Genomic DNA, 16,956 nt, shown 5'->3' with positions numbered 1-16,956 from the left:
TAAGCTGCGAAAAGCTGCGGGGAGGAGCAAATATCCATTGAGCCGCAGATATCTGAATGGGGAAACCCGGCTGGACGAACTCCAGTCATCCATACGCCAATCCATAACGTATGGAAGGGAACCCGGTGAACTGAAACATCTAAGTAGCCGGAGGAAGAGAAAGAAAAAATCGATTTCCAAAGTAGCGGCGAGCGAAATGGAAAGAGGCCAAACCATGGTGCGTGCACCGTGGGGTTCGGACCGCATAATTGATTCGTTGATCCTAGCAGAAAGGTTTTGGGAAAGCCTGCCAGAGAGGGTGAAAGCCCCGTAAGCGAAAGGAAAGATGACATGGCGGTATCCAGAGTACATCGAGACACGAGAAACCTTGATGGAATGAGCGGGGACCACCCCGTAAGCCTAAATACTCCTTAGTGACCGATAGCGCATAGTACTGTGAAGGAAAGGTGAAAAGGACCCCGGGAGGGGAGTGAAAGAGAACCTGAAACCCTGTGTTTACAAGCTGTGGAACATCTTTATATGATGAACCGCGTACTTTTTGTAGAACGGTCCGGCGAGTTACGCGTGCCGGCAAGGTTAAGCACTTAAGGTGTGGAGCCGAAGAGAAATCGAGTCTGAACAGGGCGTTCAGTCAGCACGCGTAGACCCGAAACCGGGTGATCTACCCATGTCCAGGTTGAAGTTGCCGTAAAAGGCAATGGAGGACCGAACGCACATCCGTTGAAAAGGGTGGCGATGAGGTGTGGGTAGGGGAGAAATTCCAATCGAACCCGGAGATAGCTGGTTCTCCTCGAAATAGCTTTAGGGCTAGCCTCATTTTAGTCTTATGGAGGTAGAGCACTGAATTTCCGCGGGGGCGTCAAAGCTTACCAAAGAATATCAAACTCCGAATGCCATGTAGATGATGAATGGGAGTCAGACTGCACGAGATAAGTTGGGTGGTCAAAAGGGAAAGAGCCCAGACCTACAGCTAAGGTCCCAAAGTGCGTGTTAAGTGGAAAAGGATGTGGGATTTCAAAGACAACCAGGATGTTGGCTCAGAAGCAGCCATACATTCAAAGAGTGCGTAACAGCTCACTGGTCGAGAGGTCCTGCGCCGAAAATGTCCGGGGCTGAAACACGACACCGAAGCTTAGGAATCACATAGTGATTGGTAGAGGAGCATTCTTAAGACCGACGAAGCTGTACCGGAAGGAGCAGTGGAGGGATAAGAAGAGAGAATGCCGGAATGAGTAGCGAGAGGAAGGTGGGAATCCTTCCGGCCGAATATCTAAGGTTTCCAGAGTAAAGCTGATCTGCTCTGGGTAAGTCGGGGCCTAAGGAGAGGTCGAAAGACGTATCCGATGGACAACAGGTTTAGATTCCTGTACCACATATAAACAGAACTGTGGGGACGCATGTGGAAAGCATAAGCCGGGAATGGAAATACCGGTACAAGCGGAAGAGGTGTCAGGCTGGCAAATCCACCTGATAAGCCAAAGACGTGATGTGTAGCGAAATAAAAGTAGCGAAGTGTGTGAGCCATGTGCCGAGAAAAGCCGCTATTGTTTTATATGTGCCCGTACCGTAAACCGACACAGGTGGATGAGGAGAGAATCCTAAGGCCGACGGAAGAAGCATTGTTAAGGAACTCGGCAAAATGACCCCGTAACTTCGGGAGAAGGGGTGCCCACTTCAGGGTGGGCCGCAGAGAATAGGCTCAAGCAACTGTTTAGCAAAAACACAGGTCTATGCGAAACCGTAAGGTGAAGTATATGGGCTGACGCCTGCCCGGTGCTGGAAGGTTAAGAGGAGAGGTTAGTCGCAAGATGAAGCTTTGAATTTAAGCCCCAGTAAACGGCGGCCGTAACTATAACGGTCCTAAGGTAGCGAAATTCCTTGTCGGGTAAGTTCCGACCCGCACGAAAGGCGTAATGATTTGAGCACTGTCTCGACAATGCATCCGGTGAAATTGAAGTACCAGTGAAGATGCTGGTTACCCGCGCCAGGACGGAAAGACCCCATGGAGCTTTACTCCAGTTTGGTACTGGGATTCGGTACTGCACGTACAGGATAGGTGGGAGACTGAGAACTTGGGACGCCAGTTTCAAGGGAGTCGCTGTTGGGATACCACCCCTGCAGTATTGGGTTTCTAACCAGCCGCTGTGATCCAGCGGTGGGACAATGCCAGGCGGGGAGTTTGACTGGGGCGGTCGCCTCCGAAAGGGTATCGGAGGCGCTCAAAGGTTCCCTCAGAATGGTCGGAAACCATTTGAAGAGTGCAAAGGCAGAAGGGAGCTTGACTGCGACACCGACGGGTGGAGCAGGTACGAAAGTAGGACTTAGTGATCCGGTGGCATAAAGTGGGATTGCCATCGCTCAACGGATAAAAGCTACCCTGGGGATAACAGGCTTATCACTCCCAAGAGTTCACATCGACGGAGTGGTTTGGCACCTCGATGTCGGCTCATCGCATCCTGGGGCTGTAGCAGGTCCCAAGGGTTGGGCTGTTCGCCCATTAAAGCGGTACGCGAGCTGGGTTCAGAACGTCGTGAGACAGTTCGGTCCCTATCCGGCGCGGGCGGAGGATATTTGAGAGGAGCTGTCCTTAGTACGAGAGGACCGGGATGGACGGACCACTGGTGTATCTGCTGTCGACCAACGGCATGGCAGAGTAGCCAAGTCCGGAAGGGATAAACGCTGAAGGCATCTAAGCGTGAAGCCCCCCTCAAGATGAGATATCCCTTCCATAAGGAAGTAAGATCCCTTGAAGAGTACAAGGTAGATAGGGCAGAGGTGGAAGCACGGTAACGTGTGGAGCTGACTGTTACTAATCGATCGAGGGCTTGACCAAATAATAGCGAACGATGTTCGCATTGGAAGTTGCTTCGCAACTTCACAGATTATGTTATTGATGGTGTTCTGTATGAAGTTTTGAAGGTACTAAGAAAATACCTTTAGATTATTCCTCGATAGCTCAGTTGGTAGAGCACGCGGCTGTTAACCGCGCTGTCGTAGGTTCGAGTCCTACTCGGGGAGTTTTTTTAATGAAAGAATAAAGATAAGGCTCCGTGGTCAAGCGGTTAAGACATCGCCCTTTCACGGCGGTAACACGGGTTCGATTCCCGTCGGAGTCATTCAGGAATATAAAGAAATAAAGTATTGACAGATTTGTATTCTTGGTATATATTTAGGCAGTAATATTAATAGCATAAAGTATGTTGTTGATAGAATACGTGCCGATGTGGCTCAATTGGCAGAGCAGCTGATTTGTAATCAGCAGGTTATCGGTTCGAGTCCGATCATCGGCTTTAAACATTTGGACCATTAGCTCAGTTGGTTAGAGCAACCGGCTCATAACCGGTCGGTCCTGGGTTCGAGTCCCCGATGGTCCACTAACTAAATAAGGCCTAATGGCTCAGTTGGTTAGAGCGCCGCCCTGTCACGGCGGAGGTCGCGGGTTCGAGTCCCGCTTGGGTCGTTTTGCAGTGAGGAAAATGTGAGTGTGTATGCCAGTTCTACGAACTGCCATCCCGCGCTAACGCTCGGATAAAATAAAAGATTCTGAGTCTTAGCCATGCAAGCATGTCACAACTCAGAATCTTTTATTTTAGCACTCACTACAAGTAATCGCGTGGGATCTTAGCTCAGCTGGGAGAGCATCTGCCTTACAAGCAGAGGGTCATAGGTTCGAGCCCTATAGGTCCCATTCAATGAGTTTATCTCATTATGCCGGCGTGGCGGAACTGGCAGACGCGCAGGACTTAAAATCCTGTTGTAGAAATACAGTACCGGTTCGATTCCGGTCGCCGGCATTGTATCTGGTTTCAGATACAATGAATTAAATATGTGTGCGTAGCTCAGCTGGATAGAGCACTTGGCTACGGACCAAGGTGTCGGGAGTTCGAATCTTCTCGCGCACGTATGTATGGAGACATGATTTATCATGTCTCTTTTTCTATATATAATTTAAAAAAGTTCTTGACGTAATCTCCTCTCTTGTGCTATCATATACGTTGCACTATTGTGGTGCAGTGGACTTAGTGCGCTTATTCGCAGGAGTCCGGTAACGTTATAAACAACGGGTTCTGCCCTTATGTTAATAAAAACGAGAGGTGAAACGTCAAATGGAGAAAAACAGAATACGACCAGTCAAAGCCGGTAAAGGCATGCGTATGAGTTACTCAAGACAGAAAGAGGTATTGGAAATGCCGAATCTGATAGAGGTTCAGAAAGACTCCTATCAGTGGTTTTTAAAAGAAGGCTTAAAAGAAGTTTTCGACGATATCTCCCCGATCGCAGATTACAGCGGTCACTTGAGTCTGGAATTTGTTGATTTTACATTATGTGAATCAGATGTAAAATATACAATTCCGGAGTGCAAAGAGAGAGATGCAACTTATGCAGCACCTTTAAAGGTAAAGGTAAGACTTCACAACAAAGAAACAGATGAGATTAATGAACATGAGATTTTCATGGGTGATCTTCCTTTGATGACCGAGACAGGTACTTTCGTAATCAACGGAGCCGAGCGTGTTATCGTCAGCCAGTTGGTACGTTCTCCGGGTATCTATTACGGTATTGCTCACGATAAAGTGGGTAAAAAGCTGTATTCCTGTACCGTGATCCCGAACCGTGGTGCATGGTTAGAGTATGAGACAGACTCCAATGACGTATTCTATGTTCGTGTTGATAGAACGAGAAAGGTGCCGATCACAGTATTGATCCGTGCACTTGGTATCGGAACCAATCAGGAAATCATCGATCTGTTTGGTGAGGAACCGAAGATTCTTGCAAGTTTTGGAAAAGACGTTGCAACAAATTATGAGGAAGGTCTTCTTGAGTTATATAAGAAAATCAGACCAGGCGAGCCGCTTACAGTTGAAAGTGCGGAGAGCCTTATTTCTGCTATGTTCTTTGATCCGCGAAGATATGACCTTGCAAAAGTAGGCCGTTACAAATTTAATAAGAAACTTATGTTAAAGAACCGTATCAACGGACAGGTTCTCGCAGAGGATGTTGTAAATCTTGCAACTGGTGAGATCATTGCAGAGGCTGGTACGGAAGTGACAAGAAGTCTTGCAGATGATATCCAGAATGCAGCTGTTCCATATGTATGGATTCAGACAGAGACTAGAAATGTCAAAGTTCTTTCTTCCATGATGGTTGATTTAAGAACATATGTGGACTGCAATCCAAAAGACCTTGGTATCACCGAGCTGGTGTACTATCCGGTACTTGCTCAGTTGATGGAAGAACATACAGATATTGATGAATTAAAAGAAGCGATCAAAAAGAATGTGCATGACCTGATTCCGAAGCATATTACAAAGGATGATATTTTTGCATCCATTAACTACAATATGCACTTAGAGTATGGTATCGGTAATGATGATGATATCGATCACCTTGGAAACAGACGTATCCGTGCAGTTGGTGAGTTATTACAGAACCAGTATCGTATCGGTCTTTCCAGATTAGAGAGAGTTGTTCGTGAGAGAATGACTACTTTAGATTTAGACGGTATTTCTCCACAGAGTCTGATCAATATTAAACCGGTAACAGCAGCGGTAAAAGAGTTCTTTGGTTCTTCCCAGTTGTCACAGTTTATGGATCAGAACAACCCATTAGGTGAGCTGACACATAAGAGACGTCTTTCTGCATTAGGACCTGGTGGTCTTTCCAGAGACCGTGCCGGATTCGAGGTACGAGATGTACATTATTCCCATTACGGAAGAATGTGCCCGATCGAGACGCCTGAGGGACCAAACATCGGTCTTATCAACTCACTGGCAAGTTATGCAAGAATTAACGAGTATGGTTTCGTAGAGGCACCATACCGTAAAATCGATAAATCAGATCCTAAGAATCCGCGTGTCACAGACGAAGTAGTTTATATGACAGCAGATGAAGAGGATAATTACCATGTAGCGCAGGCGAATGAGGCACTGGATGCAGAAGGACATTTTGTCCGTAATTCCGTATCTGGTCGTTACAGAGAGGAAACACAGGAGTATGAGAAGACTATGTTTGATTACATGGACGTATCTCCGAAGATGGTATTCTCTGTCGCAACAGCACTTATTCCGTTCTTACAGAACGATGATGCAAACCGTGCGCTGATGGGATCTAACATGCAGCGTCAGGCAGTGCCGCTTCTTACCACAGATGCTCCGGTAGTCGGAACAGGTATGGAGACAAAGGCAGCGGTTGACTCCGGTGTATGTGTGATCGCAAAGAAATCCGGTATTGTAGAAAGCTCTGAGTCAAACCAGATCATCATTAAGAGTGATGAGGGAACCAGAGATGTATATAAACTGACAAAATTCTCAAGAAGTAACCAGTCTAACTGCTACAACCAGAGACCGATCGTATTCAAAGGTGACCGTGTGGAAGCCGGAGAGGTAATTGCAGATGGTCCGTCTACTTCAAACGGTGAGTTAGCACTTGGTAAAAACCCACTGATCGGATTCATGACCTGGGAAGGTTACAACTACGAGGATGCTGTTCTCTTAAGTGAGAGACTGGTACAGGATGATGTTTATACATCTATCCATATTGAGGAATACGAAGCAGAAGCACGTGATACAAAACTCGGACCGGAAGAGATCACAAGAGATGTTCCTGGTGTCGGCGATGATGCGTTAAAAGATCTCGATGAGAGAGGTATCATCCGTATTGGTGCAGAAGTTCGTGCCGGTGATATCTTAGTCGGAAAAGTTACTCCGAAGGGAGAGACTGAGCTGACTGCGGAGGAGAGACTGCTTCGTGCAATTTTCGGTGAGAAAGCAAGAGAAGTTCGTGATACTTCCTTAAAAGTACCACATGGTGAATATGGTATCGTAGTTGATGCGAAAGTATTTACAAGAGAAAACGGTGATGAGTTATCTCCTGGTGTAAATCAGGCAGTCCGCATTTACATCGCACAGAAGAGAAAGATCTCTGTCGGTGATAAGATGGCTGGTCGTCATGGTAATAAGGGTGTTGTTTCCCGTGTACTTCCTGTTGAAGATATGCCATTCCTGCCAAACGGACGTCCGCTTGATATCGTATTAAATCCTCTTGGTGTGCCGTCCCGTATGAACATCGGTCAGGTCCTTGAGATCCATTTAAGTCTTGCTGCAAAGGCACTTGGATTTAACATTGAAACACCGGTATTTGATGGTGCAAAAGAGATCGATATCCAGGATACACTTGAGCTTGCAAATGACTATGTAAATATGCCGTTTGATGCGCAGGAAGCAGCAAAAGAAGGCAAAACAGAGAGTTTTGAAGAAAAATACAAAGATATCTTAAGAGAAGACGTTATGAAGTATCTTTCTGACAATCGTGCGCATCGTGCACTGTGGAAAGGTGTTCCGATTTCCCGTGATGGAAAGGTTCAGCTTCGTGACGGACGTACCGGAGAGCCGTTTGATTCACCGGTAACCATTGGACACATGCATTATCTGAAACTCCACCATCTGGTAGATGATAAGATCCATGCACGTTCTACTGGTCCTTACTCCTTAGTAACGCAGCAGCCGTTAGGTGGTAAAGCACAGTTCGGTGGACAGCGTTTCGGAGAGATGGAGGTTTGGGCACTGGAAGCATACGGTGCATCTTATACCTTACAGGAGATCTTAACAGTAAAATCCGATGATGTTGTCGGACGTGTTAAGACTTATGAAGCAATTATTAAGGGTGATAATATCCCTGAGCCGGGTATTCCGGAGTCTTTCAAGGTTCTGTTAAAAGAGCTTCAGTCACTTGGTCTGGATGTCAAAGTCTTAGACGAGGACAGAAACGAAGTAGAGCTGATGGAGACAAGCGAATACGGCAATACCGATCTGAATTCCATTATTTCCGGAGATAAGGATTTTGCATTTGAGGACAGTGATTCCTTTGCAAAGATGGGATTCTCACAGAAAGAGTTCAATGCGGAAAATGAAGAACTCGTAGATGTGGATGAGGAGCCGGAGGAAGATGAGGATGATTCCGACTTTTTCGACGATGCAGAAGAAAATACTCTTGACGAAGAATAAATAGAAAGGGAGTGTCATAATGCCAGAAACAATGAGTAAAGAAGCCACAGGTCAGTCTATCTCATTTGATGCCATCAAAATTGGATTGGCGTCTCCGGAAAAGATCCGGGAGTGGTCTAGGGGCGAGGTAAAGAAACCGGAAACCATTAACTATAGAACTTTAAAACCGGAAAAAGATGGTCTGTTCTGTGAAAAGATATTTGGACCGAGCAAAGACTGGGAATGTCATTGTGGTAAATATAAGAAAATCCGTTACAAAGGCGTTGTCTGCGACCGATGCGGTGTTGAGATCACAAAAGCAAGCGTTCGTAGAGAGCGTATGGGACACATTGAGCTTGCAGCTCCGGTATCCCATATCTGGTACTTTAAGGGTATCCCATCCCGTATGGGATTAATCCTTGACTTATCCCCGAGAACTCTTGAAAAAGTTCTTTACTTTGCTTCTTATATCGTACTGGATGCGGGCAATACCGCATTACAGTACAAACAGGTACTTTCTGAGAGTGAATACCAGGAAGCAAGAGAGCAGTACGGCAGTTCTTTCCGTGTTGGAATGGGTGCCGAAGCTATTCAGGAATTATTACAGGCAATCGATCTTGAGAAAGATTCCGCTGAGTTAAAGGCAGAGCTTGAGGATGCAACCGGTCAGAAACGTGCAAGAATCATTAAGAGACTGGAAGTTGTAGAGGCTTTCCGTGAGTCTGGAAACAAACCGGAATGGATGATCATGACAGTTATCCCGGTTATCCCACCAGACTTACGTCCTATGGTTCAGCTCGATGGTGGACGTTTTGCAACATCAGATCTGAATGATTTGTACAGACGTATCATCAACCGTAACAACCGTTTAAGAAGACTCTTAGAGTTAGGAGCACCGGATATCATCGTCCGCAACGAAAAACGTATGCTTCAGGAAGCAGTTGATGCCCTGATCGATAATGGTCGTCGTGGCCGTCCTGTTACAGGTCCTGGTAACCGTGCATTAAAATCTCTTTCTGACATGTTAAAAGGTAAATCCGGACGTTTCCGTCAGAACTTGCTTGGAAAACGTGTTGACTACTCAGGACGTTCCGTTATCTGTGTAGAGCCGAAGTTAAAGATTTATCAGTGTGGTCTGCCGAAAGAGATGGCAATCGAGCTGTTCAAACCGTTCGTTATGAAAGAGCTTGTTGCAAACGGAACTGCACACAACATCAAGAGTGCTAAGAAGATGGTCGAGAGACTCCAGACAGAGGTCTGGGATGTTCTCGAAGACGTTATCAAAGAGCATCCGGTTATGTTAAACCGTGCTCCTACACTGCATCGTCTTGGTATTCAGGCATTCGAGCCGATCCTCGTAGAAGGTAAGGCGATCAAGTTACATCCGTTGGTATGTACCGCATTCAACGCCGACTTCGATGGTGACCAGATGGCTGTGCATCTTCCACTTTCTGTAGAAGCACAGGCAGAGTGCCGTTTTATGTTACTTTCACCGAACAACCTGTTAAAACCGTCTGATGGTGGTCTTGTTGCCGTTCCTTCACAGGATATGGTACTTGGTATCTACTATCTGACACAGGAAAGACCGGGAGCAAAAGGTGAAGGTAAATTCTTCAAGAGTGTAAACGAAGCAATTCTTGCATATGAGAATGGCGTAGTAACGCTTCATTCAAGAATTACTGTCCGCATGACAAAGACTATGCCGGATGGAACAACACTTACCGGAAATGTAGAATCTACACTGGGACGTTTTATTTTCAATGAGATCATCCCACAGGATCTTGGATTTGTAGACAGAAGTATTCCGGGCAACGAATTAAAACTGGAAGTAGATTTCCTTGTTGCAAAGAAACAGAATAAACAGATTCTGGAAAAAGTTATCAATATCCATGGTGCAACAAAGACAGCAGAAGTTCTTGATGCTGTAAAAGCTATGGGTTACAAATACTCCACAAGAGCAGCTATGACCGTATCCATTTCCGATATGACCGTACCGCCTCAGAAGCCGCAGATGATCAAAGATGCACAGGATACTGTTGACCGTATCATGAAACAGTATAAACGTGGTCTTATCACTGAGGAAGAGCGTTACAAAGAGGTTGTTGAGACCTGGAAAGAGACTGATGAGGAACTGACACATGCACTTCTTTCCGGACTTGATAAATACAACAACATCTTCATGATGGCTGACTCCGGAGCCCGTGGTTCCGATAAACAGATCAAACAGCTTGCCGGTATGCGTGGACTTATGGCAGATACAACCGGTCGTACGATCGAGCTGCCGATCAAGTCAAACTTCCGTGAAGGTCTTGATGTACTTGAGTACTTCATGTCCGCACATGGTGCTCGTAAAGGTCTTTCCGATACTGCACTTCGTACGGCTGACTCCGGTTATCTGACCAGACGTCTTGTTGATGTTTCACAGCATATGATCGTTCGTGAGTCCGACTGCTGTGAGGGTACAGGCAGAGAGATCCCTGGAATGTGGGTAACTGCGTTCATGGATGGAAAAGAAGAGATCGAGAGTCTTCAGGAGCGAATTACAGGACGTTTCTCCTGTAACACGATCTGTGACAAAGATGGAAATGTCATTGTAAAAGCAAACCATATGATCACACCGAAACGTGCAGCTGCAGTTATGAGCCAGGGTGTTGATGAAAATGGCGAGCCACTTAAGAAAGTTAAGATTCGTACCGTATTATCCTGCCGTTCCCATATGGGTGTCTGCGCAAAATGTTACGGTGCAAACATGGCTACAGGTCAGGCTGTACAGGTTGGTGAGGCAATCGGTATCATCGCGGCACAGTCTATCGGTGAGCCTGGTACACAGCTTACCATGCGTACGTTCCATACCGGTGGTGTTGCCGGAAACGATATTACTCAGGGTCTTCCTCGTGTCGAGGAGATTTTTGAGGCAAGAAAACCTAAGGGTCTTGCAATCATCACAGAGTTTGGCGGCGTAGCAACCATTAAGGATACTAAGAAGAAACGTGAGATCATTGTTACAAATAATGAGACCGGAGAGTCAAAGGCATATCTGATTCCTTACGGTTCCAGAATCAAGATCATGGATGGCGCAGTGCTTGAGGCCGGCGATGAGCTGACAGAAGGTTCTGTAAATCCACACGATATCTTAAAGATCAAAGGTGTCCGTGCAGTTCAGGATTACATGCTCCGTGAGGTACAGCGTGTATACCGTCTGCAGGGTGTAGAAATCAACGATAAGCATATCGAGGTTATCGTACGTCAGATGTTACAGAAAGTACGTGTTGAGACAAACGGTGATTCAGAGATGCTTCCGGGTGTGTTAGTAGATACACTTGATTTCGAAGATACTAATGAAAAACTGATTGAAGAAGGAAAAGAGCCGGCAGAGGGCAAGCAGGTATTACTTGGTATTACCAAGGCTTCTCTTGCAACAAACTCCTTCTTATCAGCAGCATCCTTCCAGGAGACAACAAAAGTTCTTACAGAAGCTGCAATCAAAGGTAAAGTTGATCCATTGATCGGTATGAAAGAGAATGTTATCATCGGTAAACTGATCCCTGCCGGAACAGGTATGAAGAGATACCGTAACATTAAACTGGATTCCGATATCAATGAGGATGATGAGCTGATGTTTGATGATTTCGATGACTTCGACGATTATGAGGAAGAGATTCCGAGGGACGAAGAAAATGAAATCGAAGAAGCTCCGGTAGAGGAAGAATAAAATAATATTTATGAGAAGAACTGTCGCACCAGCTGATAAAAGTCAGTGGTGCACGGTTCTTTTTTTTATTTATAGGATTTTTTTGATTCATAGGATTCTTTTTTCTGGCAGCTGGAAAAAATATGTATAATTCACAAGAAACTGGAAAAAATAGATAAGGGTGCAAAAAAAACAGATTATTATAGAAGAAAGTCTGAAAATAGAAAAAAGGCTTGACATACAGGAATTGCACTTATATAATAATTTAGCATGCATATTTAGGGATGCATATTTAATATAACAGGAGGTGAAAATAATGCCAACATTTAACCAGTTAGTAAGAAAAGGACGTCAGACATCTGTTAAGAAGTCTACTGCACCTGCACTTCAGAAGGGTTACAACTCCCTGCAGAAGAGACCTACAAATACTTCTTCTCCGCAGAAGAGAGGTGTATGTACCGCTGTTAAGACAGCAACTCCTAAAAAACCTAACTCAGCTCTTAGAAAGATCGCCAGAGTTCGTCTTTCCAACGGAATCGAGGTAACAAGCTACATTCCAGGTGAGGGACACAACTTACAGGAGCACAGCGTTGTTCTGATCCGTGGTGGTCGTGTTAAGGACTTACCAGGTACAAGATATCACATTATCCGTGGTACACTTGATACAGCAGGAGTCGCTAACAGAAAGCAGGCTCGTTCCAAATACGGCGCTAAGAGACCAAAGGCTTCTAAGTAATTTTAGGTATTGGACCGAAGTTGCTTGATAATTTAGCGAACCATAGTATCACATTTGTTGTATCCGACATATTTTGCCGGATGGACTATAGGTTGGTGTTGGGATTATTATCACAAACGATAGATTTCCGCACGAACATTATGGCGAAATAGATGGTCTATGACCGATATTTTACACATTGTGAGTACCGTTGAATTAATCGAAATGAAGTTCACTGAAACAGCCTGTCGATAGCGGTATGCTGTCAGGTAGTAAGGCTGTAAATGGCGGCATTGCCGCACTCAGTAAATGCAGAAAATATTTCTGTATAGTAAATTATGATTAAGGAGGGAAGAACCGTGCCACGTAAAGGACATACTCAGAAAAGAGACGTATTAGCAGATCCGTTATACAACAATAAAGTGGTTACCAAACTTATCAACAACATCATGTTAGATGGTAAGAAAGGTGTTGCTCAGAAAATTGTATACGGAGCTTTCACAAGAGTTGAGGAGAAAACAGAGAAACCAGCTCTTGAGGTATTTGAAGCAGCAATGAATAACGTTATGCCTGTTCTTGAAGTAAAGGCAAGACGTATCGGTGGTGCAACATATCAGGTACCAATCGAAGTAAGACCGGATCGTCGTCAGGCGTTAGCACTTCGCTGGCTGACCACTTACTCTCGTGCCAGAGGTGAGAAGACGATGGAAGAAAGACTTGCGAATGAGATCATGGATGCAGCAAACAATACTGGTGCATCTGTTAAGAAAAAAGAAGATATGCACAAAATGGCAGAGGCAAACAAGGCTTTCGCGCACTACAGATTCTAGGACGAAAGGAATCTCCACGAAGCCTTTGCATTCGCGCATTACAGATTCTAATAAAATCTATAGTGTCTCCGCGAAGCTGTTGCTTTTAAATATGGAATTTTTGATCGCTGCGTGAGCCTTTGCTTTCGCGGCGATAGCATATCGTTAGTAAATTAAGGAGGAAATACCTTGGCTGGAAGAGAATATCCATTAGAGAGAACCAGAAACATTGGTATTATGGCTCACATCGATGCTGGTAAAACAACATTGACAGAGCGTATTCTTTACTATACCGGTGTTAACTATAAGATTGGTGATACTCATGAAGGTACTGCTACCATGGACTGGATGGAGCAGGAGCAGGAAAGAGGTATCACGATTACATCAGCCGCTACAACATGTCACTGGACATTGGAAGAGTTCACAAAACCAAAGGCAGGTGCATTAGAGCATCGTATCAATATCATTGATACCCCAGGTCACGTTGACTTTACAGTAGAGGTAGAGCGTTCACTCCGTGTACTTGACGGCGCTGTCGGCGTCTTCTGTGCAAAGGGTGGTGTTGAGCCTCAGTCAGAGAATGTATGGCGTCAGGCTGATACCTACAATGTACCGCGTATGGCATTCATCAATAAGATGGATATCTTAGGTGCAAACTTCTACGGCGCTGTTGACCAGATCCGTACAAGATTAGGAAAAAATGCAATCGTTCTTCAGTTACCGATCGGTAAAGAAGATGATTTCAAAGGTGTTATTGACTTATTCGAGATGAAAGCATACATCTACAACGACGATAAGGGTGATAATATCACTGTTACCGACGATTTAGGTGATATGAAAGATGATGCAGAACTTTATCGTTCTGAATTAATCGAGAAAATCTGCGAGTTAGATGATGACTTAATGATGATGTACCTTGAGGGTGAAGAACCATCCGTAGAGGAAATGAAAAAAGTATTGAGAAAAGCTACATGTGAATGTACAGCTGTACCTGTTTGCTGTGGTTCTGCTTACAGAAACAAAGGTGTTCAGAAACTTCTTGATGCGATTATCGAGTACATGCCGGCTCCAACAGACATCCCTTCAATCAAGGGTGTGGATCTGGATGGAAATGAAGTAGAGAGACATTCATCTGATGATGAGCCGTTCTCCGCTTTAGCATTCAAGATCATGGCTGACCCATTCGTAGGAAAACTTGCTTTCTTCCGTGTATACTCCGGTAGCATGGCAGCAGGTTCTTACGTTCTCAATGCAACAAAAGATAAAAAAGAGCGTGTTGGACGTATCCTTCAGATGCATGCAAACAAGAGACAGGAGCTCGACAGAGTTTACTCTGGTGATATTGCAGCAGCAGTTGGATTTAAGTTCACCACAACAGGTGATACAATCTGTGACGAGCAGCATCCTGTAATCTTAGAGTCCATGGAATTCCCAGAGCCGGTTATCGAGCTTGCTATTGAGCCGAAAACAAAGGCTGGACAGGGTAAGATGGGTGAGGCTCTTGCAAAACTTGCAGAAGAGGATCCTACATTCCGTGCGCATACTGATCAGGAAACAGGACAGACAATCATCGCTGGTATGGGTGAGCTTCATCTGGAGATCATCGTTGACCGTCTCCTTCGTGAATTCAAGGTAGAGGCAAACGTTGGTGCACCTCAGGTTGCTTACAAAGAGACATTTACAAAACCTGTAGATGTTGAATACAAATATGCAAAACAGTCTGGTGGACGTGGACAGTACGGACACTGTAAAGTTAAATTCGAGCCGATGGACCCGAACGGTGAAGAAACATTCAAGTTCGAGTCTACCGTAGTTGGTGGTGCTATTCCGAAGGAATACATCCCGGCAGTAGGTGAAGGTATCGAAGAAGCAGCTCAGGCTGGTATTCTTGGAGGATTCCCGGTACTTGGCGTACATGCTAATGTATACGATGGATCTTACCATGAAGTCGATTCATCCGAGATGGCATTCCACATTGCCGGATCTATGGCTTTCAAGGAAGCTATGCAGAAGGCAAGTCCGGTATTACTTGAGCCGATCATGAAGGTTGAAGTAACTATGCCAGAGGAATACATGGGTGATGTTATCGGTGATATCAACTCCCGTCGTGGACGTATCGAGGGAATGGATGATATCGGTGGCGGTAAACTTGTAAAAGCTTATGTTCCGCTTGCTGAGATGTTCGGATATTCTACAGATTTACGTTCTAAGACACAGGGACGTGGTAACTACTCTATGTTCTTCGAGAAATATGAGCCAGTACCAAAGAATGTACAGGAAAAGGTATTAGCAGATAAATCTAAATAATCGGTTACCTGCTTTTCCTGCGGAAAAGGTATTAGTAGATAAATCCAAATAATTGGTTGACTGCTTTTACTGAAATTAAAACATCCGGATTTCCTATATTTTATAGGAAATCCGATAGAAATAGCTTGAAAAACCAATGATTATTTTATATAATCAGAGTTAGCCGAGTTATTGAAAATAACAACTATAGCCCATAGGGCATCATTTTAAGGAGGATATTCAAAAATGGCAAAAGCTAAGTTTGAAAGAACAAAACCACATTGTAATATCGGTACCATTGGACACGTTGACCATGGTAAAACAACTTTAACAGCTGCTATCTCTAAAGTATTAGCTGCAAGAGTTGCTGGTAACACAGCTACAGATTTCGATAACATCGATAAAGCTCCAGAAGAGAGAGAGCGTGGTATCACAATTTCTACTGCTCACATCGAGTATGAGACAGAGAAGAGACATTACGCACACGTTGACTGCCCAGGTCATGCCGATTACGTTAAGAACATGATCACTGGTGCTGCTCAGATGGATGGTGCTATCCTTGTTGTAGCTGCTACAGACGGTGTTATGGCTCAGACAAAAGAGCACATCTTATTATCCCGTCAGGTAGGTGTACCTTACATCGTTGTTTTCTTAAACAAATGCGATATGGTAGACGACCCAGAGTTAATCGAGTTAGTAGAGATGGAAGTTACAGAGCAGCTTGAAGAGTACGGCTTCGAAGGATGCCCGATCATCAAAGGTTCTGCTTTAAAAGCTCTTGAAGATCCAAACGGCGAGTGGGGAGACAAGATCATGGAGTTAATGGATACTGTTGATGAGTACATCCCAGATCCACAGCGTGATACAGATAAACCATTCTTAATGCCAGTCGAGGACGTATTCACAATCACAGGTCGTGGTACAGTTGCTACAGGACGTGTTGAGAGAGGTACATTACACTTAAATGATAACCTTGAGATCCTTGGTGTTAAAGAGGACGTTCAGACAACAGTTGTAACTGGTATCGAGATGTTCCGTAAACAGTTAGACGAGGCTCAGGCTGGTGATAACATCGGTGCATTACTTCGTGGTATCAACCGTGATCAGATCGTTCGTGGTCAGGTTCTTGCTAAACCAGGTACAGTTACATGTCATCGTAAATTCACAGCTCAGGTTTACGTATTAACAAAAGATGAGGGTGGTCGTCATACTCCATTCTTCAACAACTATCGTCCACAGTTCTACTTCAGAACAACAGACGTAACTGGTGTATGTAACTTACCAGCTGGTACAGAGATGTGCATGCCAGGTGATAACATCGAGATGACTATCGAGTTAATTCACCCAGTAGCTATGGAGCAGGGTCTTACATTCGCTATCCGTGAGGGTGGACGTACTGTTGGATCAGGTCGTGTTGCTACAGTTATCGAGTAATTTATAATTGCTTAAAATTAAGGGTTCCCAGTGATGGGA

Annotated in this window: 6 protein-coding genes, 8 tRNA genes and 1 rRNA gene (1 of these 15 running past the window's edge); all 15 read left to right on the top strand. The window is 44.8% G+C overall.

Features of this window, described 5'->3' with window-relative positions; genetic code table 11:
* A 23S ribosomal RNA gene (locus tag ACDD58_RS07710) occupies window positions 1–2,833 on the top strand (it extends 61 nt beyond the left edge of the window).
* A gap of 112 nt (window positions 2,834–2,945) precedes the next feature.
* Window positions 2,946–3,018: transfer RNA gene (locus tag ACDD58_RS07705), tRNA-Asn, on the top strand.
* A gap of 26 nt (window positions 3,019–3,044) precedes the next feature.
* A tRNA-Glu gene (locus ACDD58_RS07700) sits at window positions 3,045–3,116 on the top strand.
* 101 nt (window positions 3,117–3,217) lie between these two features.
* Window positions 3,218–3,290 (top strand) — tRNA-Thr (locus ACDD58_RS07695).
* Window positions 3,291–3,300: 10 nt separating this feature from the next.
* A tRNA-Ile gene (locus ACDD58_RS07690) sits at window positions 3,301–3,374 on the top strand.
* A 12-nt stretch (window positions 3,375–3,386) separates the two neighbouring features.
* Window positions 3,387–3,460 (top strand) — tRNA-Asp (locus ACDD58_RS07685).
* 155 nt (window positions 3,461–3,615) lie between these two features.
* Window positions 3,616–3,688, top strand: a tRNA-Val gene (locus tag ACDD58_RS07680).
* A gap of 22 nt (window positions 3,689–3,710) precedes the next feature.
* Window positions 3,711–3,794: transfer RNA gene (locus ACDD58_RS07675), tRNA-Leu, on the top strand.
* A 34-nt stretch (window positions 3,795–3,828) separates the two neighbouring features.
* Window positions 3,829–3,902, top strand: a tRNA-Arg gene (locus ACDD58_RS07670).
* 204 nt (window positions 3,903–4,106) lie between these two features.
* A complete protein-coding gene (locus ACDD58_RS07665) occupies window positions 4,107–8,003 on the top strand; it encodes a DNA-directed RNA polymerase subunit beta (RefSeq protein WP_117920696.1) in 3,897 nt (1,298 codons plus the stop codon).
* A gap of 19 nt (window positions 8,004–8,022) precedes the next feature.
* On the top strand, window positions 8,023–11,694 hold the full coding sequence (gene rpoC, locus ACDD58_RS07660) for a DNA-directed RNA polymerase subunit beta' (protein WP_370776740.1): 3,672 nt from the start codon (window positions 8,023–8,025) through the stop codon (window positions 11,692–11,694).
* 295 nt (window positions 11,695–11,989) lie between these two features.
* On the top strand, window positions 11,990–12,409 hold the full coding sequence (gene rpsL, locus ACDD58_RS07655; RefSeq protein WP_006859047.1) for a 30S ribosomal protein S12: 420 nt from the start codon (window positions 11,990–11,992) through the stop codon (window positions 12,407–12,409).
* A gap of 338 nt (window positions 12,410–12,747) precedes the next feature.
* Window positions 12,748–13,218, top strand: a complete 471-nt coding sequence (gene rpsG, locus ACDD58_RS07650) for a 30S ribosomal protein S7 (RefSeq protein WP_207661930.1) — start codon at window positions 12,748–12,750, stop codon at window positions 13,216–13,218.
* Window positions 13,219–13,386: 168 nt separating this feature from the next.
* Window positions 13,387–15,504 carry an elongation factor G gene (gene fusA, locus ACDD58_RS07645; protein ID WP_117920699.1) on the top strand — a complete coding sequence of 706 codons (2,118 nt, stop codon included), beginning with the start codon at window positions 13,387–13,389 and terminating at the stop codon, window positions 15,502–15,504.
* A 225-nt stretch (window positions 15,505–15,729) separates the two neighbouring features.
* On the top strand, window positions 15,730–16,917 hold the full coding sequence (gene tuf / locus ACDD58_RS07640) for an elongation factor Tu (protein ID WP_006859046.1): 1,188 nt from the start codon (window positions 15,730–15,732) through the stop codon (window positions 16,915–16,917).
* The last annotated feature ends 39 nt before the right edge of the window (window positions 16,918–16,956 follow it).

The organism is Roseburia sp. (genome assembly GCF_041325975.1).
Classification (GTDB): domain Bacteria; phylum Bacillota; class Clostridia; order Lachnospirales; family Lachnospiraceae; genus Roseburia; species Roseburia rectibacter.
Note: the sequence above shows the minus strand (reverse complement) of the source record. Positions and strands in the feature narration are given on the sequence as shown.